Raw genomic sequence first — 24,732 nt, 5'->3', positions numbered from 1 at the left:
GCAGTGAGGATTTAACCAATGAGACTTTTTATGGTTGTGTTTCTGTGCGTGTTGGCAGGCTGCAGCGCCCGATACAAAGAGCCCGATGAATTCAACATCCAGCAAGCCGCAATCGACGGTGCGGCCACGGCGACCAAACTGCAGGCGCTTTACAACGACACCCGTATCGATTGTGGCGGACCTCGACGTCCTGCCTTTCTTTGTTCGGGCATCATGGGTAGAGCGACAGTGAAATCGACGGCATATCATGTCTGGAATCCGAGCCCGACCTCCGTGAGCCGCGGTGGCGTGTCCTGGTCCTGGTTGCGCCGCGATTCGACATTCCGAACGTTTCTGTACAACAACGGCTATTTTACCTACCCGATTTTCGACAGCCCGGCAGACAAGATCGATATCGATGTTTTCTGCGTTTTCCCGCTGAATGCCAGTACGAACGGGCGGACGGAAAATGGTTGCGGGAACGTTTCATCACAGCCACTGACCAGTCGCCCTTGTCATTTGTCAGGCATTACCACAGCCCAACAGTGGCTGAATAACTACCGCACCAACAATGCCCAATGCGGGTTCAATGTTCGCGAAACCACTTCGGGTGATCACTCGGCATCTGCCTATATCGAAGGTATTCGGGCAATGGCGCTGCTGGGGGACACTTCGTTTCAGGGCTGGAACGAGATCGTCAGCGGCATCTGGCCGCAGAACATCCACAGAACCGTGCCACTGTGGGCCTTTTTCTATACGGGTAGCGGCTTATCTGATGCGCAATACAACCAGCGGGATTTTTATGCATCCGGTGGCATCGTCGCCCCGATCATCCGCGTGACGATGCCGGCGACGCAGGGAGGGAGCGCCAGCTTCCAGTTTTTCAGTGGTGAGCAGGTCGTGGGACGTTGGCAGCCAACTGAGCCTGCGAAGGCGGATTACGCCAAGGCTCTGTGAGTAGCAGCCTACTGGGCGGTGCCCGCCGGGGCACCGCTCGAATCTCTATTTCGTGACTGTTTCACCCGAGGATTTTCAACATCACTGACATATCTTCTTGCAACACTGCGCGTCGAATCGAATCAAGCCAGGGATTGTCGAGATGGATATCGCACCTTTCAAATCGCGTCAGCAACCGTTGCGCACGCCGCGTGGTCAGCAGGGTTTTACCCTGATCGAGATCATGGTGGTCGTGGTGATTCTGGGGATTCTCGCGGCGATGGTGGTGCCTAAAGTGCTCGACCGGCCGGATCAGGCGCGGGCGACGGCGGCGAAGCAGGATATTGGTGGGTTGATGCAGGCGTTGAAGTTGTATCGCCTCGATCACGGCACTTATCCGAGCATGAACCAAGGCCTGAAGGTGCTGGTGGAGCGGCCGGCGGATGCGAAGAACAGCAATTGGCGCTCGTACCTGGAGCGCTTGCCGAACGATCCGTGGGGGCGTCCTTATCAGTACCTCAACCCTGGCGCCAATGGCGAGATCGACATCTTTTCCCTCGGTGCCGACGGTCAGCCGGACGGCGACGGTGTGAATGCCGATATCGGTTCCTGGCAGTTGTAAGGCCGGCCATGAACAGCCGCTCGCCTGAGGGGGCGAAGCAACAGGGCATGGCGATTATCAGCGCGTTGCTGATTGCGGCCGTGGTGGCGGTGATTGCGGCGGGCATGTTGACCCGGCAGAGCGTGTCGACCCGGGCGCTGGAGGCGGATCAGCAGCGTGTGCAGGGGCGGTGGGTGGTGCAGGGCGGGTTGGAGATCAGCCGTCAGTTGCTCTGGGATGCGCGTCAGCGCGATCCGTTGACCCGGCTCGATCAGCCGTGGGCGCAGCGGCTCTCCGCGCAAGGTTTTGAAGGGCGGCTGGAGGATGAGCAGGGCAAGTTCAACTTGCGCAATCTGGTGGCCAATGAGCGTGTCGATGAGGCGCAGGTCGCGGCGTTTCAGCGCTTGTGCGAGTTGATCGGGGTCAGTGCCGGGTTGAGTCAGCGCATCAGTCAGCGGGTGATTGCCTCTTATCCGCGACTGCTGAATGCGCAGATTGCCGAGGCGCCGAAAAGTGGTTTCGACAGTGGCCGCGCGACCTCGCCAAACGCTTCACGCAAACCGCAGAATCCGACGCTGCCGATGCTGCGCAGCATCGATGATTTGCGCAGTGTCGACGGCGTTAATGACGCGCTGATCGGCAAACTGGCGCCGTACCTGACGGTGATCCCCGCGACGACTTGGCTCAACGGCAACACCGCCACCGCGCCGGTGTTGGCCGCGTATGTGCCGGGGCTGTCGCTGGAGCGTGCCAATGCGCTGATCGCCGAGCGCGATGCCGGGCGCTGGTTTATCAACCGTGGCGATTTCGTTAACCGTTTGCGCATGCCGCAACTGGAGCTGACCAGCGTCAAGGTCGGCATCACCAGTGACTGGTTTCGCCTGCGCGGTGAGGCGCGGCGTGATCAGCGTCGGGTCAGTCTTGAGGCGTTGCTGCATCGCAGCCAAGACCGCTTGCCGCAGGTGATCTGGTCGCGGGTGGGCGTATGAGCCAGTTGAAGGTGGCGTTGCCGCCCTTGGCGGAGCTGGATCTGCACAGTCAATTGTACTGCGCCTGGTTGGATCGTCAGGGCGTGGTCACGCGGGAAGAACGCCTCAGTCTGAGCCAGTTGAGTCAGCAGTCGAAACTGCCGCCGCTGGTGTGTTTTCTGCACCCGGCTGACAGCCTGTTGGCGAGTCTCGATTTACCGCCGTTGCCGGCCAACAAGATTGTCGCGGCGGTGCAGTGTGCGGCGCAGGCCTTGATGCTTGGCGACAGCAGCGCGATGCATATCGCGCACAGCTCGCGGGACGAGGCCGGGCAGGTACAGATTGCTTGGGCGCCTCGGCAACAGTTGTTGGGTTTTGGTCAGTTGCTGAAAAGCGCTGGGCTGAACCTGCGCGGTCTCTACCCGGCGCCTTACAGTTTGCCAGTGTTGCCCGGCACCGTCGCTTGCGTGCAGGACGGGCATTTGTTGCTGCGCGATAGCGTGCAAGCGGCGCGGGTGCAGCCGTTGTTCGCTGACGGTTTCGACGGTGTTGTGTGGGAACCGGGCGTCACTTTGCATTGGATCGGTGAGCAACCGCCGCCGGGTGCTGAACTGCCGATGGCGGATGCGCAGCGTTGGACTGGGCCGTTGCCCGGTTGGGGTCTGCATGGCGCCGTGCAAACGCAAAACACCGAGCATCACGGCTGGGGCAGGGCGATCGCCCTGTCAGCGTTGGCCGTGGCCATTTGGGTGATCGGTTTGAACCTTTACGCCGCCCGCGAAGCCGGGCAGGGCCAGCAACTGAAAACCCAGATGAACCTGCGGGTAAAGCAGGCGTTTCCCGAGTTGCCGGTGATCCTCAACCCGTTGCAACAGGCTCGCCAGCAATTGGCGGCGCGGCAGAAGGGCGCGGCGGATGATCCGGCGCAGACCTTCAATCGTCTGGTGTTGCAGGCCGGCAGCGGCATGCCGTCGATGGCCGGCAGTGTCGAGCGGTTGGCGTTTGTCGACGGCACCTTGCAACTGAGTCTGCTGAGTGAAGCCCGTCGCGGCGGCAATGATCAGGAGTGGCAAAGCACCTTGGCCCAGGCCGGTATCAGCGTGACGGCAGACGACGAGGGCTGGACCTTGCGTCCGGCCACTGAAGCCACCTCAAGTGAAAGCGACGACAGCGGCGGAGCAGAAGAAGATGAATAAGGCCTCGCTCGCGCTCTATCGCGCCAAGTGGCAACGCTTTAACGCCCGGTTGCAGGCCCGTTGGCAGCCGTTGGCCTTGCGTGAAAAACGCATGGTCGCCGGCATGGCCGTTGCACTGGTCGGCCTGCTGCTGTGGGTTGCGCTGATCCAGCCACCGCTGAAGAAAATCGCTTATTGGGAAGCCGAGACGCCAAAGCTGCGCGCCCAGACCGAAGCGTTGGAAGTATTGCTGCGCGAAGTCAGCGTGCGTCCCACCGGGCAAAGCGTGGCGCAGTCGCTGGAGCAGACCCTGCAGGCCAGCGGCCTCGCCGGGCATTATCAGTTGCAAGCCGGGGAGGCGGGCGCTTGGCAGTTGACCTTCGACGCGGCGCCGGCCGACGCCGTGCTCGACTGGCTGTTGAGCAACCCGGCACAACTTTCTCTGCAAGTGGTCGAGGCCCGTTTGCAACGCGCAGACAACCCCTCGACCGAAGTCACCGCCGGCACTTTGTCAGGCACCGTTCGCATGGATCAGGCGCTGGGCGCTAAGGAAGCTTCATGAAGGGGTCAGGATCCAAACCGGCACGTCTGGCGTTGCCGATGCTGCTGATGGCGTTGAGCGCGTGCAGCAACACCAGCACACCGCAAAACCAGCCGCCGCTGCTGGTCGACAGTGAACTCGGGCGGCCGCTGGCCAACACCCAGCGCAGCGGCGATGCGGTGCTCGACCGCGAGCGCGCACAGGCGCAGGCACGACCTGTGCCGAAGCAATTGCACAACATCTCCAAAAGTGCGCGCAGCGGCGCGGCGGCGTCGGGCATTGCGTTGCCGAGCAATCCTTTGGGCGATCAGCCGGTGACGCTGAATTTTGTCGACGCCGATATTCAAGCGGTGGTGCGCGCGTTGTCGCGTTCCACCGGGCAGCAGTTTCTCGTCGATCCTCGCGTCAAAGGCACACTGACGCTGGTCTCGGAAGGTCAGGTGCCGGCGCGGCAGGCTTACGATATGTTGCTGGCGGCGTTGCGCATGCAGGGTTTCAGCGTGGTTGATGTCGGCGGCGTGGCGCAGGTGGTGCCGGAGGCGGATGCGAAGTTGCTCGGCGGGCCGATCTACAGCGCCGACAAACCGGCGGGCAACGGCATGCTCACGCGCACGTTTCGTCTGCAATACGAAAACGCGGTGAACCTGATTCCGGTGCTGCGGCCGATCGTTTCGCCGAACAATCCGATCAACGCCTATCCGGGCAATAACACCATCGTCATCACCGATTACGCCGAGAACCTGACCCGCGTTGCGCAGTTGATTGCGAGCATTGATTCGCCGAGTGCGATCGACACCGATGTGGTGCAGATCCAGAACGGCATCGCCGCTGACATCGCGCCGATGGTGGCGGATTTGCTCGATGCGCCGGGCAATGATCCGACGCAGAAAATTGCCGTGATTGGTGATCCGCGGTCCAACACCATTATCATTCGCGCCGGCAGTCCGGAGCGCACGGAACTGGCGCGCAACCTGATCTACAAACTGGATAACGCGCAGAGCAATCCGAGCAATCTGCATGTGGTTTATCTGCGTAACGCGCAAGCGGCGAAACTGGCGCAGGCACTGCGTGGTTTGCTGACTGGCGAAAGTGACAGCGGCAGCAGCGACAGTGCGCGTTCGGTGCTCAGCGCGATGGGCGGCAGCACCGGCGGCAGCGCTGGGCAGAATGGCCAAAGTGGCACGCAAACCAGCGGGAGCACATCGACCACCAACAGCAGCGGCAGCACGGGCGGCAGTTACGCGCAGGGCAGCAGTGGCAGCACAACCGGCAGCGGCGGTGCGCAAAGCAGCGATCAAAACGTCGCTTTCAGTGCCGGCGGCGTGACCATTCAGGCCGACGCCACCACCAACACCTTGCTGATTTCTGCGCCGGAGCCTTTGTATCGCAACTTGCGCGAGGTGATCGATCTGCTCGACCAGCGTCGCGCGCAAGTGGTGATCGAAAGCCTGATCGTCGAAGTCGGTGAGGACGATGCCAGTGAGTTCGGTGTGCAGTGGCAGACCGGCAATCTCGGCGGCAACGGCGTGATCGGCGGGGCGAATCTCGGTGGTTCGGGGATCAACGTCAACGGCAAGACCAGCATCGATGTGCTGCCGCAAGGCTTGAACCTGGGCTACGTCAACGGCACCGTCGACATTCCCGGAATCGGCAAGATTCTCGACCTGAAAGTGCTGGCCCGGGCGTTGAAGAGCAAGGGCGGCACCAACGTGCTGTCGACGCCGAACCTGCTGACCCTCGACAACGAAGCGGCGAGTATTTTTGTGGGTCAGACCATTCCGTTTGTCAGTGGCAGTTATGTCACGGGCGGTGGCGGCACCAGCAATAACCCGTTCCAGACCGTGACCCGTGAAGAGGTGGGTTTGAAGCTCAATGTGCGCCCGCAGATTTCCGAGGGCGGCACGGTGAAGCTCGATATCTATCAGGAAGTCAGCAGCATTGATGAGCGGGCTTCGGCCAGTGCCAATTCGGCGGGGATTGTCACCAACAAACGCGCGATCGACACCAGCATCCTGCTCGATGACGGCCAGATCATGGTGCTCGGCGGGTTGCTGCAGGATGGCTACAGCCAGAGTAACGACGCGGTGCCATGGCTGGGCAGCCTGCCGGGCATCGGTGCGCTGTTTCGCAACGAACGCCGAGCGATCACCAAGACCAATCTGATGGTGTTTCTGCGCCCGTACATCATCCGCGACAGCGAAGCGGGGCGCAGCATTACCCTCAATCGTTATGACTTCATGCGCCGCGCGCAAGGCGGTTTGCAGCCGGAGCGCAGTTGGGCGATGCCGGACATGCAGGCGCCGCAGTTGCCGACGGCGGCGCAGGGTGTGCCGGCGGTTATGCCCGCCTCAGGGCCTCGCGCGACGATCAAAGCGGTGCCTATCCAATGAGTGCGCTGCCTTACGCCTGGGCCAAGGCGCAGCGGATTCTGTTGTGCGATGGCGTGCTGACCGTTTGCCCGTCAACGCCGGGCTGGTCGATCAGCGAGGCACGGCGCCAATTCGGCGCGACCACCATACAACGCGTGCGCGATGACGAACTCGATGGCTTGCTCGCCGCTGCCTATGCCGACACCGGCAGTGCCGCCGCTGTGGTCGGTGCGGCGGAAAACGAAGTCGACCTCGACCGCCTGATGCAGGACATGCCGGAAATCACCGACCTGCTCGACACCCAGGACGGCGCGCCGGTGATTCGCATGATCAACGCCTTGCTCACCCAAGCGGCGCGCGACGAGGCCAGCGACATTCACATCGAACCGTTCGAAACCCATTCAGTGGTGCGCTATCGTGTCGACGGCACGCTGCGTGACGTGGTCTCGCCGCGCAAGGCTTTACATGGCGCACTGGTGTCGCGGATCAAGATCATGGCGCAGCTCGACATCGCCGAAAAACGCCTGCCGCAGGACGGTCGCATCGCTCTACGCGTGGCCGGGCGGCCCATCGATATTCGTGTTTCAACGGTGCCGACCGGGCATGGCGAAAGGGTGGTGATGCGTCTGCTCGACAAACAGGCCGGGCGTCTGCATCTGGAAACCCTTGGCATGGACGCGCAGGTGTTGGCCAAACTCGATCACCTGATCCGCCAGCCCCACGGCATCGTGCTGGTCACCGGCCCGACCGGCAGCGGCAAGACCACCAGCCTCTACGCCGCACTGGCCCGGCTCGATGCGAGCACCAGCAACATCCTTACTGTTGAAGACCCGGTGGAGTACGACTTGCCGGGCATTAGCCAGATTCAGGTGAATGCCAAGATCGACATGACCTTTGCCCTGGCACTGCGGGCGATCCTGCGGCAAGACCCGGACATCATCATGATCGGCGAAATCCGCGATCTCGAAACCGCACAAATCGCCGTGCAGGCTTCGTTGACCGGTCACTTGGTGCTGGCAACGTTGCACACCAACGACGCGGTGTCGGCGGTCAACCGCTTGATCGACATGGGCGTCGAACCGTTTCTGCTGGCGTCTTCAATGCTTGGGGTGTTGGCGCAGCGACTGGTGCGACGCCTGTGCAATCAATGCAAGCAGGAAGACCCGGCGACACCCGGCACTTGGCGCCCGGTCGGCTGTGCAGCGTGCAATCAAACCGGCTACAGCGGCCGCACCGGCATCCACGAATTGTTCTGCATCGACGACGACATCCGCACGCTGATTCACCAAGGGGCAGGCGAGCAGGCCTTGCGCGCATCAGCCGCCAAGGCCGGGATGTTCAGCCTGCGCGAGGACGGTGAGCGCTGGATCCGCAGCGGCGCCACCGCCCCTGAAGAAATCCTCCGTGTGACACGGGACGCCTGATGAATCGCTATCGTTTTGAAGCCGCCGACGCCAGCGGCAAGATCGAATCCGGGCACCTTGAGGCGGACAGCCAGGCTGCCGCGTTCACAACATTACGCGGGCGCGGTTTGACCGCGTTGTCGGTGCACAAGGAAAGCAACGTCGCCCAGCACGGCGGTGGTGGATTGTTCAGCGCCAAACTCTCGGACAACGATCTGGCCTGGGCCACGCGACAACTGGCGAGTCTGTTGGGCGCGAGTCTGCCATTGGAGGCAGCGCTGAGTGCCACGGTTGAACAAGCCGAGAAAAAACACATCGCCCACACCCTCAGCGCCGTGCGCGCGGATGTGCGCAGCGGCATGCGTCTGGCGGAATCACTGGCGGCGCGGCCACGGGATTTTCCCGAGATCTATCGCGCGTTGATTGCGGCGGGTGAGGAGTCCGGTGATCTGGCGCAGGTCATGGAGCGGCTGGCCGACTACATCGAAGAACGCAACAACCTGCGCGGCAAGATTCTCACCGCGTTTATTTATCCGGGTGTGGTCGGGCTGGTGTCGATCGGCATTGTGATTTTCTTGCTCAGCTACGTGGTGCCGCAGGTAGTCAGTGCGTTTTCCCAGGCGCGGCAGGATTTGCCGGGGTTGACCTTGGCGATGCTCAACGCCAGTGATTTCATCCGCAGTTGGGGCTGGCTGTGCGCAGGGATCATGGCGGGCGCGTTTTGGAGCTGGCGCCTGTATCTACGCAATCCGGCGGCACGTTTGAGTTGGCATCATCGGGTGCTGAAACTGCCGTTATTCGGGCGTTTTATCCTTGGTCTGAACACCGCACGTTTCGCCTCGACGCTGGCGATTCTCGGCGGCGCCGGGGTTCCGCTCTTGCGTGCGCTGGAGGCGGCGCGGCAGACCTTGTCCAACGACCGCTTGAGTTTGAGTGTCACTGAGGCCACGGCGAAGGTGCGCGAAGGGGTCAACCTTGCCGCTGCATTACGGGTGGAGAACGTATTCCCGCCAGTGCTGATTCATCTGATCGCCAGCGGTGAGAAAACCGGATCGCTGCCACCAATGCTTGAGCGCGCTGCGCAGACGTTGTCCCGTGATATCGAACGCCGGGCAATGGGCATGACCGCGCTGCTGGAGCCGCTGATGATCGTAGTGATGGGCGGGGTGGTGCTGGTGATTGTGATGGCGGTGTTGTTGCCGATCATTGAGATCAATCAATTGGTCCAGTAGTGCTGTTGTTGCGCAGGGCCTCATCGCGAGCAGGCTCACTCCTACATTTGAAATGCGTTCCCCTGTAGGAGTGAGCCTGCTCGCGATGAGGTCAGCTCAGGCAAAGAATCTGTAAAACTTTTACACCGCATTCGACCATCACCCGACCCTCACAAGACCCATCCTCGGGTTCTCCTTTCTGTCATCTGCAACCACCCGCCAACGCCTCCAGCCCGATTCAGCCAAACCCGCGATCCAGACACTGCGCAGCAGCCGACAAACACCCGAGAAAATCCCTTCGGAAACAGCTCTCAGCTCCCGAGGTTTTTTCCTTTATCTGTCACCGGAAACTGCGAATTTCTCAGTGCGACTTAACCAAGGCCAACGCTAGCGAGGGCCCCGGTGAGTCCTCCCAGTGTCATGCAAGTCACCCGAAAACCTGTGTTCCCAAACCTAGTTGAAAAGGAGATTCTTCATGTTCAAGCGCACTCTGATCGCAGCTTCCCTGACCGTCGCCGCTCTGGCTTCCGCTCAAGCCATGGCCGTTACCGGTGGTGGTGCAACGCTGCCTGCCGCTCTGTACAAAGGCTCTGCCGACAGCATCCTGCCAGCCAACTTCTCCTACGCCGCTGTAGGTAGCGGTGCTGGTAAAACGGCGTTCCTGACCAACGTTGCCACTGGCTTTGGCGCCACCGGCACCGTGCACTTCGCCGGTAGCGACTCGGTACTCAGCGCTTCGGACATCAGCACCTACAACAGCGCTTTCGGTGCTTCGTACGGTCCGCTGATCCAACTGCCGTCGGTGGCCACTTCGGTTGCCATCCCTTACAAAAAATCCGGTCAGACCGCTCTGAACCTGACCAGCGCGCAACTGTGCGACGCCTTTTCGGGCACCGTGACCACTTGGGGCGGCCTGCTGGGCACTGCTGACACCACGCCGATCCGCATCGTTTATCGCAACGTTTCCAGCGGCACTTCGGAAATCCTCACCCGTCACCTGAACGCTGTGTGCCCAACCAAGTTCACCACCAACTCGACGTTCGTCAACGCCCGTCCAGCCGGTTCGACCCTGCCGTCGAACTGGGTCGGCGTCGCTGGCACTGCTGACGTGGCGCCTACCGTTGCAGCCGTTGATGGTTCGCTCGGTTATGTCGGTCCGGACGGTGTGGACGCCACCAGCAACGCCCTGGTTTCGCGCATCAACAACGTACAGCCAACCTCGGCCAACGTTGCCCTGGCACTGGCTTCGGTAACTCCACCGGCGACCGCTGCTCTGGCCGCTGACCCGACTCGCTGGTCGCCAGTGGTGGCTAACCCGGCCATCGGTTACAAACTGGCTGCCTACACCAACCTCATCGTCGGTCAGTGCTACAAGGATGCAGCCGTGGCCAACGACGTGAAGGCGTTCCTGACCACTCACTACAACACCACCACCAACGACCTGGCCGTCAAGAACCACGGTTTCGTGACTGTGCCATCGGCCTGGAAAACCAAGGTGTATGAGACCTTCGTTTCCAACGCTACCGGTTACAACCTGAACATCAACAACACCAGCGTTTGCAACACCATCGGTCGTCCTTTGTAAGGCGCCCGATTCACACCGCAACACGAATGGCAGCCCCTCGGGGTTGCCATTTTTTTTGCCTCCCGGTTTACGGGGCATTCGATAAGGAGATTGAACATGTACAAACACATTGCAAAGGTTGCGCTGCTGTCGGCGGCGCTGATGTCGGGTCACGCGTTGGCGGTGACCGGTGGCGGGGCGACGTTGCCTGCCGCGCTGTACAAGGGCTCGGCCAACAGCATTTTGCCCGCCAGTTTCAGCTACGCCGGTGTTGGCAGCGGGGCAGGCAAAGTGGCGTTTTTGAGCAACAACGCTGCGCCGTTCGGTACTACAGGCACTGTGCATTTCACTGGCAGCGATTCGATCCTGACGGCAAGCGAAATCAGCCAATACCAGAGCGCTTTTTACGCCAGTTATGGTCCGCTGATTCAACTGCCATCCTTGGGCACTGCAATCGTAGTGTCCTATAAGAAAAGCGGTATCAGCAATCTCAACCTGACCAGCAGTCAGTTGTGCAGCGCGCTGTCGGGTGAGGTCACAACGTGGGGCAATCTAATGGGCACTGCCGACACCACGCCGATTCGCGTGGTCTACCGGAACAACGCCAGCGGCACCTCGGAAATCCTCACTCGCCATCTCAACTCTGTTTGCCCGGTTAAGTTCTCGACCAATTCCCTGTTCACTGCGGCGCGCCAGCCGTCAGGTTCGACAGTGCCGAGCAACTGGGTCGGCGTGTCGAGCGACAGTGATGTCCTGCCTACGATCAATCAGGTCGACGGCTCAATCGGTTACTCCGGCCCGGACGGTGTACTGGTGAGCGATAACACTGTCGTTGCGCGTCTTAATGGTGTGTTGCCAACCCTGATCAACGTCGCGCTCGGACTGTCGTCGGTTGCGCCACCGGCGTCAGCGTCTCAGGCAGCCAATCCCGCCAATTGGTCGCCCGTGGTGGCGAACCCTGTCAACGGCTACAAAATGGTCGCCTACAGCAATTTGATCATCGGGCAGTGCTACAGGGATGCCAACGTGGCCAACGAGATTCGTGCCTTCCTGACCACCCACTACAGCAATCCTGGCAACAATGCCGCGGTGGTGGCGCACAAGTTACTGGTGATGCCACTGAGCTGGAAAAACGCCGTCACTGCCAACTTCATCACCAACACCACCGGCAACAACCTCGACATCAACAACCCGGCCGTGTGCAACGGCATCGGTCGTCCTCTTTAAAAGTGACTGCCGCCAAACCGATGGCAGCCCCATATAGGGCTGCCATTTTTTTTGAAGGCGCAGAACGGCCCGGCGCGAATACTCCCCCAACATGAAGTTTGTGTGACATCCGTTCGGTCGCGACCGCCGCCAACTGCCTATGACGTAACAGCAGGTTTTTCCACGCCTGCGGCATGTGTGGCAACCAAAGTGTGGCAACCAAAAAGGATCTCGTAGTGATGCTCGCTCGCCCATCCCGTCGTACCAACGTCCAGTCGTTCAAACGTGAAGCCGTGGAGCCGGCGCTGTGGTTGCTCAAACCGCTGGCGCAAGCGGTGGCGTTGTGTCTGGTGGCGGGCAATGCGCACGCGGCAACGGCGTTCAGCTCCAACTGGTTCGCCGCCAAGGGTGCCGCGCAGCAAGCCGCTGCCGCACGGCCGAGCACTGGCGGCTTGCCGGGGATGACGCCACCCCTGGCGCAGCAGCAAAAAGCCAATCAGCAATTGCAGCGCTCGATCCAGACCTTGAACAACACGGTCGCCGCGATTGCCGCGCAGCAGGCGGCTCAGGCGGCCGGTCGTGCCGCTGCGCTGGGTTCGGTGCAGTTTGTCCCGGACGGTCTGGGCGAGGGCGGTCTGAAGGTCGATAACAGCCTCACCCAAGGTTGGCAGAACGCCAAAGGCCCGCAGCAAACCCAGGCCGACGGCAAGACCACGGTGAAGATCGAGCAGACCGCCGACAAGGCCATCCTCAACTGGGAAACCTTCAACGTCGGGCGCAACACCAGCGTTGAGTTCGCCCAGCAGGCGAACTGGGCGGTGCTCAACCGGGTCAACGACCCGAACGCACGGGCCAGTCAGATTCAGGGCCAGATCAAGGGCGACGGCACGGTAATGCTGATCAACCGCAACGGCATCGTCTTCAGTGGCAGCAGTCAGGTCAATGTACGCAACCTGGTGGCCGCGGCTGCCAACATCACCGATATCCAGTTCCGCGACCGTGGCCTGTATTTCGACAGCAGCGCCACTCAGCCGACCTTCACCGATGCCGCCGGCAAGGTGTTGGTGGAGCGCGGCGCGAGCATCACGACGCACAAACCGGCGACGTCGACCGATGCCGGTGGTTATGCCTTGCTGCTCGGCAGCGAAGTGCAGAACGATGGCAATATCAGCACCGCCAAGGGCCAGACCGTGCTCGGCGCCGGTGACCGCTTCTACATCCGCAAAGGCGCGGGCACCGAGGGCAATGCGCTGTCGACCACGTTCGGCAACGAAGTCACGCCGGGCTTCAAGGCCGGCAACGTCAGCGGCAAGGTCAGCAACAACGGCTTGATCCAGTCATCTACCGGCGACATCACGTTGACCGGCCATGAAGTCGTGCAGAACGGCGTATTGCTCGCCAGTACGTCGGTGGCGTCTCGCGGCACGATTCACTTGTCCAACCCCGCGAGCGACAGCGGCGGCAGTGTCACCCTGGCGCAGGGCAGTGCCACGGCGATCATGCTCGACAGCAGCGATCTGACCGCACTCGACAGTCAGCATCAGGCTGCCCTCAGTGCGGTCAATGCGAACAACCGGATTCGTGGCGATCAGTCGCGCATCGAGATACAGAGCGGCGGCAGTGTCGAGTTCCAGAACGGTTCGATCACCCTCGCCACCGGCGGGCAAGTGGCGGTGACGACGCAGCGTCGCAGCCTGGTGCGCGACGGGGCAATGATCGATGTTTCCGGTGCCCTCGGCGTCAAAGTGGCGATGGAAAACAACAACATCAAGATCAACGTGCAAGGCAACGAGCAGCGCGACGCGTCGGTCAACCGCGACAAAGGCGCGCTCAACAGTAACGATATCTGGGTCGATGTGCGTGAGCTGGTTTACGTGCCGGCGGGCACCAACGGTTATGCCACGGATCGCTGGTACACCGCTGGCGGATTGCTTGAAGTCGGCGGTTATCTCGGCACCCAGGCGCACAGCGTCGGCGAGTGGATGGCGCAGGGCGGTACGGTGAGCTTTGCCGGCAACGATGTGGTCACCGAGAAGGGCTCGTTGATCAATTTGTCCGGCGGCACCCTGGATGTGCAAAGCGGCGAAATCCGCCAGAGCTGGCTGCGCGGTGCGGACGGCAAGCTGTATGAAGTGTCGCGTGCGCCGGGTGATGTGCTTTACACCGGACTGTACAAAGGTTTCGAGGACAGTAGCGAACGCTGGGGCCAGACCCGCTATTTCTACAACCCGCTGATTGCCCCGCGTTCGCGTTTCGAGTCGGGTTACACCGTGGGCCGTGACGCCGGGCAACTGGTGATTGCCACGGCCAACGCCGCGCTCGACGGGCAGATGCTCGGCGAGGTGTATCAGGGCGAGCGGCAGAACCAGGCGCCGAAGCCGGTGCTCGACGGTTATGAGCAGAGCCAGACCGCACTGGCACGCCGCGCGCAATTGATTGTCGGCAGTTATGACCCGGCGTATGTGGCGGCAGCGGGCGGGGTGTTGTATGCGCTCAATCCGTTGCTGGATCAGGTGCAGATTGGCGGCGAACGTCCGCTCGCCGGCAGTGATCAGGAACTGGCCGGCGCCGTCGCGGATGCGCGCAAAGGCAAGCTGTTTCTCGATAACCAGCAGCTCGACAGCTTCCGTCTCGGCGCGCTCAAGGTCGCGGCCAAAGATCAGGTGGTCGTGGAGGGCGCGCTCAGCGTCGACGCCGGTGGCGACATCACCTTGTACGCGCCGGATGTGCAGATCGCTGGCGACCTGACCGCGCGCAGTGGCAGTCTGCATTTGGGCAACGTACTCAATCAGTTCAGCGGCACCGAGAGCAGCGACACCCGGCTGGCGGCGAAAACCGGCCAACCAACGCAAGTGACGGTGGCAAAAGGCGTACGGCTCGACACTCGCGGATTGTGGAGCAACTTGCGCTCCCAGGCGGACGATGGCGCGAGTCTGGCGTATCTGAACGGAGGGTTGCTGTCGATTCGCAGCAGCGGTGACATCGATATCGGCGCCGGCAGCCTGCTCGACGTTTCGTCCGGCGGCGCCATCCTGGCCAACGGCAAGACCCGTGGCGGCAAGGGCGGTGATCTGACGCTGGAGTCCAGTGCGATTTCTGCCCCAGGCCAGTCGCATTTGACCCTCGATGGCCAATTGCGTGGCTACGGGGTAACGGGCGGCGGCAGCTTGACCGTGCAGGCCAACCAGATCTTGATCGGCCAGACCGACAAGTCGTTGAGCGAGACCACGCTGCAATTGTCCGCCGACCTGTTCAACAAAGGCTTCTCTGCCTACAACCTGATCGGCTTGAGCGGTCTGCAAGTGGCCGACGACACGGTCGTGGATGTGAGCATGCCGGTCTATCGTTTTGGCGATGCCGCGCCCAATCAGGCCAGCGGTGGCGACCCGCAATCAGCGCTGGAGCTGTGGACGCCGGGACTGTTTCAGGAAAACCCGACCCAGGGCGTGCTGACGCAACGCGCTGGTGCCAGCCTGACGCTGCAAGGCGGGGCCAGCCTGGTCAACCTGATTGATGCGGCCAGCAGCAGCCTGACCCTCGGCCGTGGTTCACGCATCAGCGTCGATCCGGGGCAGAGCATCAAGCTGCGCGGCGCCGGGCAGATCACTGTGGACGGTGAACTCAATGCCTGGGGCGGCACCGTTGATATTCGCCAGCAACAGTTCGGCTCGATCAAACCGGCCAGCTCCAATCAGGTGGCTGACCCGAATGCGCACAACCGCTCGATCTGGATCGGTGAGCATGCGCTGCTCGACGTGGCCGGGCGCGTGAACACCGCGGTAGATGCCTTGGGGCGCACTTACGGGCAGGTCGGCAAGGGCGGCAGCATCATCCTTGGCGGAGAGATCGACGGGAAACTCGCCACCGCCAGCGCCGCCGATGCTTACGTGATTGTGCGTCAGGGCGCGCGGCTGGAGGCTTCCGGTGCCGAGGCGCAGCTGGATATCGCCGGGCAGGGCCTGACACGCGTGGCAACTGACGGCGGACGCATCGGCATCAGCTCCTATAACGGCCTGTTCATCGACGGTGCTCTGCGTGCGGCAGCGGGCGGGATCGGTGCGGCCGGTGGGCGTCTGGAGGTCGCGCTGGAAACGCCGTTGTACGCGGACGCAGCGGACAACAACGTGCGCGCACCAAGAGAGCTGATCATCGACCAGACGTCGACCGGGCAGACGCTCGCTGCTGACGTGCGCCCCGGTGAGGGTGACGTCGGTTGGCGTTACGGTCAGGGCCGTTTGCATGCCGACAGCCTGATGTCCGGCGGCTTCGACAACCTGAGCTTGTTGAGTAACGGCCTGTTGTCGTTTGACGGTGACGTCAACCTGCAGATAAACCAAAGCCTGAGCCTGTATGCCGGGGCGCTGTCGCTGGCCGAATCTTCCAAGGGCTCTGCACGGGTCAATTTGAGCGCGCCGTATCTGCGCTTGTCCGGCGTCGGCAGCTATTACAGCGTGGTCGGCACCGTGCGCCCGCGCCTGACGAATAACCCGACCGGCACACTCTCCGACGCTCGCTTTAGCGCCACGGCGAACCAGCTCGACCTGAGCAACGGTCTGTCGTTCGGCACTCAGGGCTCGATTGCGCAACTCCAGGCGCCGGCCGCCGAATACAGCCGTCGCGCGTTTGCCGAAGTCAGCCTCGATAGCAGCGGTGATCTGCGTTTCCTTGCACCGACCGATGGCGCCGAGAAAAGCCGTTTGTGGACGCCGGGTGATTTGAGCCTGCGTGCGGCGCAGATTTACCCCGCCAGTGATGTGAAAGCTGAAGTGCGTGTCGGTTATCAGGGCGCGCAGACGGTTGCCGATCACACCCTGCGGATCAGCGGTCACGGGCCAGCGCCCGTGGCCGCACCGTACTCGGCGTTCGGCGAGTTGACGCTGTCGGCGGCATCTATCGAACAGGGCGGCGTGTTGCGTGCGCCGCTGGGCAAGATCGTGCTGGGCGATGACTTGCTCACCACCACCCATGAGGTGCGCTTGCTGCCCGGCAGCCTGACGTCGGTCAGTGGCGCCGGGCTGGTCATGCCGTATGGCGGAACCACGGATGGCATCGACTATCGCTATGGCGGTAAATCGGTGGTGTTGAACGGCATCACCGGTGAGGCGACCGGCGTGTCACTGAGCAGCCAGTTCATTGATGTGCAGAGTGGTGCGGTGATCGATTTGTCGGGTGGTGGCGACCTGCGCGGCGCCGGGTTCATTTCCGGGCGCGGTGGCTCCACCGATGCCCGTTTCAATCCGCTGGTGCGCAATGCCACGGACGGCAGCTTCAGCCTGCCGGGGCTGGCCAGCAATCCGGTGTACGCGATCATGCCGGGTAATCAGAGCGCCTATGCGCCGGTGTTGGCCGAGGCGGGCGCGGTCGATCCACGGATCGGCCAGCAGATCACCATTGGCGCCGGTGTGCCGGGGCTGGCCGCCGGTACTTACACATTGTTGCCGTCGACGTTTGCCTTGCTGCCCGGCGCCTTCCGGGTCGAGGTCAACGGTCAGGCCGCACCGGGTGCGACCAGCGGCGCGTTGCCCTTGCGTAACGGCTCGTGGACCGGCAGCGGGCAAATGTCGATTGCCAATACCCCGCAGCGCGACAGTTTGCCCCGACAGATCATCGTGACTTCGGCGGACGTGCTGCGCCGTTACTCGCAGTACAACGAAACCAGTCTTAGCCAATTCATTCAGAGCGATGCCGCGCGCCGTGGTGTACCCCGCGCGCTGGCACCCAAGGATGGCAAGACCCTCGACCTGCGCCTGGTGGACGGCGGCGAGCAGGACATCGCGTTGCAGTTCAACGGACAGGCGCGGTTCGGCGCTGCCGAAGGTGGTCTGGTCGGTACGGCGGTGGTGCGCAGCGGCAACGCCCGCAGCAGCTTCGAAATCCTCGGGGCCGGGCAGGCGCCGACCGAGGGCTTCAACGGTATCTCGTTGTATGCCGAAACGCTCAACAACCTCAACGCCGCAAGTTTGACCATTGGTGCGATGCCCACCGTCAACTACAACACGGCGGGCAATATCATCGGTTTCACCGGTGACACCTCGAGCATCGTCCTGCGTGACGGTGCACTGTTGGCGGCGCCGGAAGTGTTGTTGCGCAGTAACGCGATCAATGGCGGCATCACCGTCGAAGCCGGGGCGGGGATCAACGCCTTGGGGCGTGGCAACGTGGCGTATGACTCGAGCGCCGGGTACATCTATCAGCCAGGCGCGTCCAGCGTGGTCGTGGTCTCCAACGGCTGGACCAATGTGCTGGCGCCGGAGACGGGCGGTGGTTTCACCGGGGCCGGCAGCATCCGCATCGGCAGCTGCGCCACGGCAGTGTGCGCCAGCCCGGCGCTGCTGTATTCGAACGGCAGCATCACCGCCGCGACGGACAATCAGTTCGAACTCGGTGAAGCCGTGCGTTTCGGCACGCGTCATCTCGCGCTGGCCGTGGGGGCGGTCAATGCAGGCAGTGCCGAAGCGTTGTCTGCTGCAGGCAATCGTGTACCGGCCGGTCTGACGTTGAATCAGAATGTGCTGGATCGTTTGCTGCGCGGCGATAATCAGTTTGGTGCGCCAGCCCTGGAGACGCTGAGCCTGACCACGCGCGATGCCTTCAATCTGTACGGCAGCGTGACCCTCGATACGTTCGATGCGCAGACCGGTCAGAGCAAATTGCAGAACCTGGTGCTCGCCACCCCGGCGATTTACGGCGCGGGCGATGCCGACGATGTGGCGACGATCCGCACCGCCCAACTGATCTGGAACGGCGCCACTCAGGATCCGGGCAGTGTGATCAATGGCGGCGCCGGTACTGGTAGCGGCACGCTGGATATTCAGGCACAACGCATCGAATTGGGTTACGGCCCGATGCCACAACCCAACGGCCTCGATCAGAACAACCGGTTGGCGCTGGGTTTTGCCAACGTCAATCTGAGCGCCAGCGAGCGCATCACCGCCAATCACAAGGGCAGCCTGGCGGTGTATCAACAGCAGGGCGCCTTCGATCCGGTCAAAGGCTATGCCTACAGCGGCGGTAATCTCACGCTGCGCACACCGTTGCTCACCGGTGAAGCGGCGTCGGTCAACCTGCTCAAGGCTGGTAACAGGCTCACGCTCAGCGGTGCCGGTGCTGCTGGCGTGGCCGATGCCCTCGGCGCAGAACTCAATCTGCAAGCCCGCGACATTGTGCTCGACAGCCGCATCGCGTTGGCCAGCGGCAAGCTCACGGCCAAGGCCGAGCACGACTTGACCCTGGCCGGCGGCGCGCAACTGGACATGGCCGGACGCACTTTGCCGTTCAACGACGTGAGCAAGTACAGCTGGGGAGGCGATGTGTCGCTGTTGAGCGCCGCAGGCGATATACGCCAGCTCGCTGGCTCGCGCATCGATCTGTCGGCGAAAAACAATCAGGCCGGCAACCTCAGCGCCGTTGCCTTGGCAGCGGATGCCGGCATCGTCGATCTGCAGGGCGAGATTCTCGGTGCCAGCAGCGGTTATTACGATGCCGGCGGCACGCTGGTGCCGTACAAGGCCGGTGGCGTGGACATTCGCGCGCAGCAACTGGGCGGTGAGGCGAGCGCCCAGTTCGCGGCACTCAACCAACGCTTGAACGCAGGCAAAGTGTTCGGCAGTCGCAGTCTGCAACTCAAGCAAGGTGATCTGTTGATCGGTGACGGGCTCAAGGCCGGCGAGGTCAATGTCTCGGTGGACAATGGCAGCCTGACGGTCAATGGCTTGATCGATGCCAGTGGCGAACGGGTCGGCAGCATTCGTCTGGCGGCGCAGAACGGCCTGACCCTGGCCGGCGACAGTGTGCTCGATGCCCACGGCCGCGTACTGCGGGTCGACAGTTACGGCAAGATCATCGACGCGCCAAACCGGGCCATGGTCGAGCTGAATTCCGGGGCCGGGGTGTTGACCCTGGCGTCCGGTACGCGCATCGACTTGCGCCATGGCACCGATGCAGTGCCGGGCTTTCTCGCCGGGCAGAATGATCAGATGTTGCGCGGCACCCTGGAGCTCAACGCGCCGCGTCTGGGCGCCGGCGACATCGCCATCGATGCCAGCGGCACGGTCAATATTCAGGGCGCGCGTTCCATCGGCTTCAATGGCACGCGCCGTTACACCGATGCGCGTGATGGTGTCGATCCGGCGGTAAGTGGCCGGCCGTATCAGGTGATCGATCAGGCGCTGTTGACCCGCATCGACGGCGACAACACCACGTTCATCGACGCCGCGCTGACAAACGCCGATCTGTTGCAACGCAAGCTGGCGGGTCTGAACAACGCGACCTACGCCGATGCCTTCCACCTGCGCCCCGGCGTGGAGATCGCCAGCAAGACAGCGGACGGCGACCTGGTGGTGGAGGGTGATATCGATCTGTCGCGCTACCGCTACGCCAGCCTCAATCGGCACACGGGCAAAGTCGATGGCGTCTACGGTTCCGGTGAATCCGCCAGCCTGGTGATCCGTGCCGGCGGCAATCTTGATATTTACGGCAGCATCAACGACGGTTTCGCGCCGCCACCGGAGACCGTCGACGACGCTGGCTGGAAACTGTTGCCAGGCGTGCAGCCATTCGGCGGCGATCTGGTTGTACCGGGGAGCGGGGTGACGCTGGCGCCGGGTACGCAATTCCCGTCGGGCGTGACCCTCAATTACGATTTGCCGATTCAGGACACGACGTTGGTCAGCGGTACGCTGTTGCCGGTTCAGGTGGAGCTGGCCGCGCCGTACACCTTCAGTGCCGGCACCGTGCTCGCGGGGGCGGTGCATGACGCCTCGGGCAATCTTTTGTATGCCGCCGGAACACTGCTCGACAGTGACCTGACCGTGCCGGCCAGCAGCCGACTGGGTGCCGGGATTCGCTTGAATCGCAACACCGCGTTGAAGGCGATGAACTGGCCCAAAGGTGTGCCGTTGCCGGGCGCCTTCGATGCCGACACTGGCAGCAGCAAGAATTTGATGTTGAGCAGTTCACTGGCACTGTTGCGCGGTTCGTTGATTCCGTCGATGACCAATGTGGTGCTCGCTGACGGCGCCGCGTTTGTCGAGTTGCGTGGATTCAATGGCACACAGCAGGGCGCCAACTGGGCACTGGCGAGCATGTTGCCGTCGGGCAGTTCGTCGTGGTCGATCCGCGCGGTGGCGGGGGCGGATCTTTCCGCCGCCGATAGTCGTGCGGTGAAACCGCTCACCACCGAGGGCAATTTGCGTCTGGCGGACACTCATTACGGTGCGAAGATCACCGAAGGCAATCCACGCGCGGTGTGGTCGGAAACCAACCAGTACGGTTTCCCCGCCTTCGAACCAGTGCCCGAGGAATACCTGATTCTCTGCGAAACCGATCCCGGTGCCTGCGCCCCGATGGCGCGCTGGACCTGGGCCCCCGGCAACCAGTTCGGCTTTCAGGATTACGCGCCGATTCCCGAGGAATACCTGACGCTGTGCGACAGTTACCCCGAGGTGTGCGTCGAGAGCAATCCGGCGAAAAGCGCCAGCATCCACAGCCAGATGTTCAGTGTCCTGCGTACCGGTACCGGCGATCTTGATTTGCTCGCTGCCGGCAATTTGAGCATGGCTTCGCCGTTTGGTGTGTACACCGCTGGCACCCAGTCGGCCGATGTCGATCCGCGCTTCAAGCAGATGCGCGGACGCTTGTCGGACAAGGATTCGGTATTGGGCAGTGCCGGTGGCGACGTGGAAAAATGGGTCAACGGTGGTACCGACAGTCTCTATCAAGCCTGGTATCCGCAGCTCGGCGGCAACCTGACGATCAATGCCGGTGGCTCTGTCTCCGGTGACACTCTTGGGCGAAAAACCGCCAATACCGGCGGTTACCGTGAACAGGTGCCTGGCGTGGCGGTGGGCAACTGGTTATGGCGTCAGGGCACCGGCAGTGATGACGTGCCGACCGCCTGGTGGATCAATTTCGGCAGCTATGCGACGCAGCCGCTGCCCGACGCCGACATGGACGCGGCGCCGTACCTGGTGGGCTTCACCGGTTTTGGCACTTTGGGCGGTGGCAACATCAGCCTGCGCGCCGGAGAAGATGCCGGCATGCTCAGGCCGATGGGGGATGCGCGGACCAACCCACGCAGCCAGGGCCTGATCGTGGCGGTGGGTAGCACCGGTCGTGTCGGCAGCGACGGTAGCCTGCAATTGACCGGTGGCGGCGACATGGACATTCGCATCGGTGGTTCGCTCAATCCGTCCCTGCAAGCGCGCGCCGGCAACAATGGGATCACGCCACCCAAGCATGATCTGCAAGGCGCGCTGATCAACCTGCGCGGCGCGGCACAGGTGAGTGGCAGTGCGGTCGGCGGCATCAATCTGCAATATGGCGCCAACAGCGTGTTGCATGATGCTCGGGAAACCCGCGCGCTGGACCCGTTTACCGCGACCACCGGCAATGCCTCCGGCGGGCTGGTGCTGATCCCCGGCGATTCGGGCATGCGCATCAACACCCGTGGCGATCTGGTCCTGGGCGGCGCGGCGGACCCGGGCCGCGTGCGTTTGCAGAACGCCACGCCGCTGTTTGACGAGGCGGGGAACGTCAGCCAGGGCGGGATTTTGAGTGGCTTCTCGCTGTGGACCGAGCACACGGCCATCGATCTGTTCTCGGCGGGTGGCAACCTCACGCCGAGTACCCAGTTGGCCGAGACGGACACCAACGGGCCCATCAAAGGGCAGAACACTTCACCGACTGACAGTCGTTTTGTTTATCCGTCGATTCTGCGCGCCGTCGCCGGTCAAGGCTCGATCTACGCAGGTTCATCGGCGGCTTACAGCGTCGGCAATACCGCTCCCGCCACCGCTTACTCGCTGCTGTTGGCGCCTTCGGCTTCAGGTCAGCTGGAGCTGTTGGCCGGTGATTCGATTTATGCCGGCGGCTATGCGATCAACCAGTCCGGGGCCAGTCCACTGGCGATTGCCACGCCGTTTGCGCCGGCATTCAACGGCTATGCCAGCAACTCGGCGCAAACCCCGTTCATCTCCAACAGCGGCAGCGATGGTGTCGCCGCAGAACCGAATCTGCGCTTCCCATTGTTCGCCTTCGGTAGCAACTCGTACTCCGGCCTCAGCGATGTCATGGGGCCGGCGCGAATCTACGCGTTGACCGGCGATCTGGTCGGCATCCGCAGTGGCGAGTCACTGCGTGCAAGCGATTCGCAGCGAACCTGGTACGAAGCAGCCGGGCCGGTGTGGATGATGGCCGGTCGCGACATCGTCGCCTCTGGCACCAACCTGGGCCAACCGACGATTTCGCCGAAAGATGGCGTCGGCACCACCAAGGACACGATTTACTCCACCGGCAACCTGTTCGTGCATAACGACCCGAGGGATGTGTCGAGAGTGTCGGCCGGGCGCGACATCCTTTACAGCAGCTTCGACGTCGCCGGTCCCGGCACGCTGGAGATCAATGCCGGGCGCAATATCCTGATGGAGGACCGTGCCAGCATCACCAGCCTTGGCTCGTTGCTGGCCGGTGATCAGCGTCCGGGGGCCAGCGTGGTCTTGCAGGCCGGCGTGGGCGCGCAGGGGCCGGATTATTCGCGGTTTATCGCGCGCTACCTGAACCCGCAGAACGTGGCGAGCGCGGACGCAGCCCTCAGCGCGCAACCGGGCAAAGTGGTCAAGAGTTACCAGGACGAATTGCAGAGCTGGCTGACCTTGGGTTACGGCTTCAGCGGTAACGCCGAACAGGCACAGGCGTTCTACGCCGCACTGCCGGGCACCGAACAGGCCATCTTCGCGCGGCAGGTGTATTTCGCCGAACTGCGTGCCGGCGGCCTGGAATACAACGATGTCGACGGCCCGCGCAAAGGCAGTTACTTGCGCGGTCGCAACGCCATCGCGGCGTTGTTCCCGAGCACCGATGTGGCCGGCAATCCGATCCGCTACGACGGCGACATCACGCTGTACGGCGGAGCAGGGGTCAAGACGCTGTTTGGCGGCGACATCCAGATGCTCACCCCCGGTGGCGGTCAGGTGTTCGGCATCGAAGGTGCGGCGCCGCCATCGACGGCGGGGATCATCACCCAGGGTTCGGGCAACATTCAGCTCTATTCGCAGGGCAGCATTCTGCTCGGCCAGAGCCGGATCATGACCACCTTCGGCGGCTCAATCCTCGGCTGGTCGGCCGAGGGCGACATCAACGCCGGTCGCGGTTCGAAAACCACCGTGGTCTACACCCCGCCGAAACGGGTTTACGACACTTGGGGCAACGTCACCCTGTCGCCATCGGTGCCGAGCACCGGCGCCGGTATCGCCACGCTCAACCCGATCGCCGAAGTGAAGCCGGGCGACATCGACCTGATCGCGCCGCTGGGCACCATCGATGCCGGTGAGGCGGGGATCCGCGTGTCGGGTAACGTCAACATCGCCGCGCTGACGGTGGTCAACGCCGCGAACATCTCGGTGCAGGGCAAGGCAACGGGTGTGCCGGTGGTCTCGGCGGTGAACACCGGGGCGATTACTTCGGCCAGTTCGGCGGCATCGTCGGCCACACAAGCGGCGGAAGATGTCGCGCGTCAGCAGCAAGCAGCGTCGCGGCAGAATCAGGCGTCGGTGTTTACCGTGCAGGTGCTGAGCTTCGGCAACGAACAACTGGCGCCGACCCGCGATGGCGCCAGCCGCGCACCGGCCCCGGGTTACAACCCGAACAGCCCGGTGCAGGTGTTGGGGGCAGGGGCGCTGGATGAACAGGCGAAGCAGCAGTTGACCGAGGAGGAGCGTGGGCAACTGACGTTGTAAAAGACTCTCGTGCAGTACGTTTGGGCGGCCGGTTGGTCGCCCTTT

At 62.6% G+C, this 24,732-nt stretch carries 11 protein-coding genes; all 11 read left to right on the top strand.

Translation table 11 applies throughout. The annotated features are described in order from the left end of the window. Positions 1 to 30 precede the first annotated feature (30 nt). The 11 genes from AC0ZWN_RS01430 to AC0ZWN_RS01380 all read left to right on the top strand — a co-directional run bounded on the left by AC0ZWN_RS01430 (position 31) and on the right by AC0ZWN_RS01380 (position 24,687). Positions 31 to 936, top strand: coding sequence for a halovibrin HvnA (locus tag AC0ZWN_RS01430; RefSeq protein ID WP_476333782.1), 906 nt, complete (start codon positions 31 to 33; stop codon positions 934 to 936). A gap of 142 nt (positions 937 to 1,078) precedes the next feature. Then, positions 1,079 to 1,537: a type II secretion system major pseudopilin GspG gene (gspG, locus tag AC0ZWN_RS01425; RefSeq protein WP_008087930.1), complete on the top strand. Its 459-nt coding sequence runs from the start codon at positions 1,079 to 1,081 to the stop codon at positions 1,535 to 1,537. A gap of 8 nt (positions 1,538 to 1,545) precedes the next feature. Beyond that, positions 1,546 to 2,505 (top strand): type II secretion system minor pseudopilin GspK, encoded by a 960-nt coding sequence (gene gspK / locus AC0ZWN_RS01420; protein WP_476333779.1) that lies wholly within the window; start codon positions 1,546 to 1,548, stop codon positions 2,503 to 2,505. Beyond that, positions 2,502 to 3,680 carry a type II secretion system protein GspL gene (gene gspL, locus AC0ZWN_RS01415; RefSeq protein ID WP_476333778.1) on the top strand — a complete coding sequence of 393 codons (1,179 nt, stop codon included), beginning with the start codon at positions 2,502 to 2,504 and terminating at the stop codon, positions 3,678 to 3,680. The genes gspK and gspL overlap by 4 nt, the downstream gene beginning before the upstream one ends. Continuing rightward, entirely contained in the window at positions 3,673 to 4,221 is a 549-nt protein-coding gene (gspM, locus tag AC0ZWN_RS01410) for a type II secretion system protein GspM (RefSeq protein ID WP_476333776.1), read from the top strand. The genes gspL and gspM overlap by 8 nt, the downstream gene beginning before the upstream one ends. After that, a complete protein-coding gene (gene gspD / locus AC0ZWN_RS01405; protein ID WP_476333775.1) occupies positions 4,218 to 6,590 on the top strand; it encodes a type II secretion system secretin GspD in 2,373 nt (790 codons plus the stop codon). Before gspM ends, gspD begins: the two co-directional genes overlap by 4 nt. Continuing rightward, the gene (gspE, locus tag AC0ZWN_RS01400; RefSeq protein WP_093442461.1) at positions 6,587 to 7,993 is read left to right on the top strand and encodes a type II secretion system ATPase GspE; all 1,407 of its coding nucleotides are present in this window, start codon (positions 6,587 to 6,589) and stop codon (positions 7,991 to 7,993) included. The genes gspD and gspE overlap by 4 nt, the downstream gene beginning before the upstream one ends. After that, a complete protein-coding gene (gspF, locus tag AC0ZWN_RS01395; RefSeq protein ID WP_476333774.1) occupies positions 7,993 to 9,204 on the top strand; it encodes a type II secretion system inner membrane protein GspF in 1,212 nt (403 codons plus the stop codon). Before gspE ends, gspF begins: the two co-directional genes overlap by 1 nt. Before the next feature lie 454 nt (positions 9,205 to 9,658). Continuing rightward, positions 9,659 to 10,768, top strand: coding sequence for a substrate-binding domain-containing protein (locus AC0ZWN_RS01390; RefSeq protein WP_099758879.1), 1,110 nt, complete (start codon positions 9,659 to 9,661; stop codon positions 10,766 to 10,768). Positions 10,769 to 10,864: 96 nt separating this feature from the next. After that, a complete protein-coding gene (locus AC0ZWN_RS01385) occupies positions 10,865 to 11,974 on the top strand; it encodes a substrate-binding domain-containing protein (protein WP_476333773.1) in 1,110 nt (369 codons plus the stop codon). 218 nt (positions 11,975 to 12,192) lie between these two features. After that, positions 12,193 to 24,687 (top strand): filamentous haemagglutinin family protein, encoded by a 12,495-nt coding sequence (locus tag AC0ZWN_RS01380; protein WP_476333772.1) that lies wholly within the window; start codon positions 12,193 to 12,195, stop codon positions 24,685 to 24,687. Positions 24,688 to 24,732: the final 45 nt, after the last annotated feature.

This window comes from Pseudomonas sp. 3B-A001-10F (assembly GCF_056313565.1).
Note: the sequence above shows the minus strand (reverse complement) of the source record. Positions and strands in the feature narration are given on the sequence as shown.

Coding starts and splice junctions, on each gene's coding strand:
- gspM (WP_476333776.1), top strand. CDS start 3,673: ATGAATAAGGCCTCGCTCGCGCTCTATCGCGCCAAGTGGCAACGCTTT.
- gspE (WP_093442461.1), top strand. CDS start 6,587: ATGAGTGCGCTGCCTTACGCCTGGGCCAAGGCGCAGCGGATTCTGTTG.
- AC0ZWN_RS01390 (WP_099758879.1), top strand. CDS start 9,659: ATGTTCAAGCGCACTCTGATCGCAGCTTCCCTGACCGTCGCCGCTCTG.
- gspK (WP_476333779.1), top strand. CDS start 1,546: ATGAACAGCCGCTCGCCTGAGGGGGCGAAGCAACAGGGCATGGCGATT.
- gspL (WP_476333778.1), top strand. CDS start 2,502: ATGAGCCAGTTGAAGGTGGCGTTGCCGCCCTTGGCGGAGCTGGATCTG.
- gspG (WP_008087930.1), top strand. CDS start 1,079: ATGGATATCGCACCTTTCAAATCGCGTCAGCAACCGTTGCGCACGCCG.
- gspD (WP_476333775.1), top strand. CDS start 4,218: ATGAAGGGGTCAGGATCCAAACCGGCACGTCTGGCGTTGCCGATGCTG.
- AC0ZWN_RS01430 (WP_476333782.1), top strand. CDS start 31: ATGGTTGTGTTTCTGTGCGTGTTGGCAGGCTGCAGCGCCCGATACAAA.
- AC0ZWN_RS01385 (WP_476333773.1), top strand. CDS start 10,865: ATGTACAAACACATTGCAAAGGTTGCGCTGCTGTCGGCGGCGCTGATG.
- AC0ZWN_RS01380 (WP_476333772.1), top strand. CDS start 12,193: ATGCTCGCTCGCCCATCCCGTCGTACCAACGTCCAGTCGTTCAAACGT.
- gspF (WP_476333774.1), top strand. CDS start 7,993: ATGAATCGCTATCGTTTTGAAGCCGCCGACGCCAGCGGCAAGATCGAA.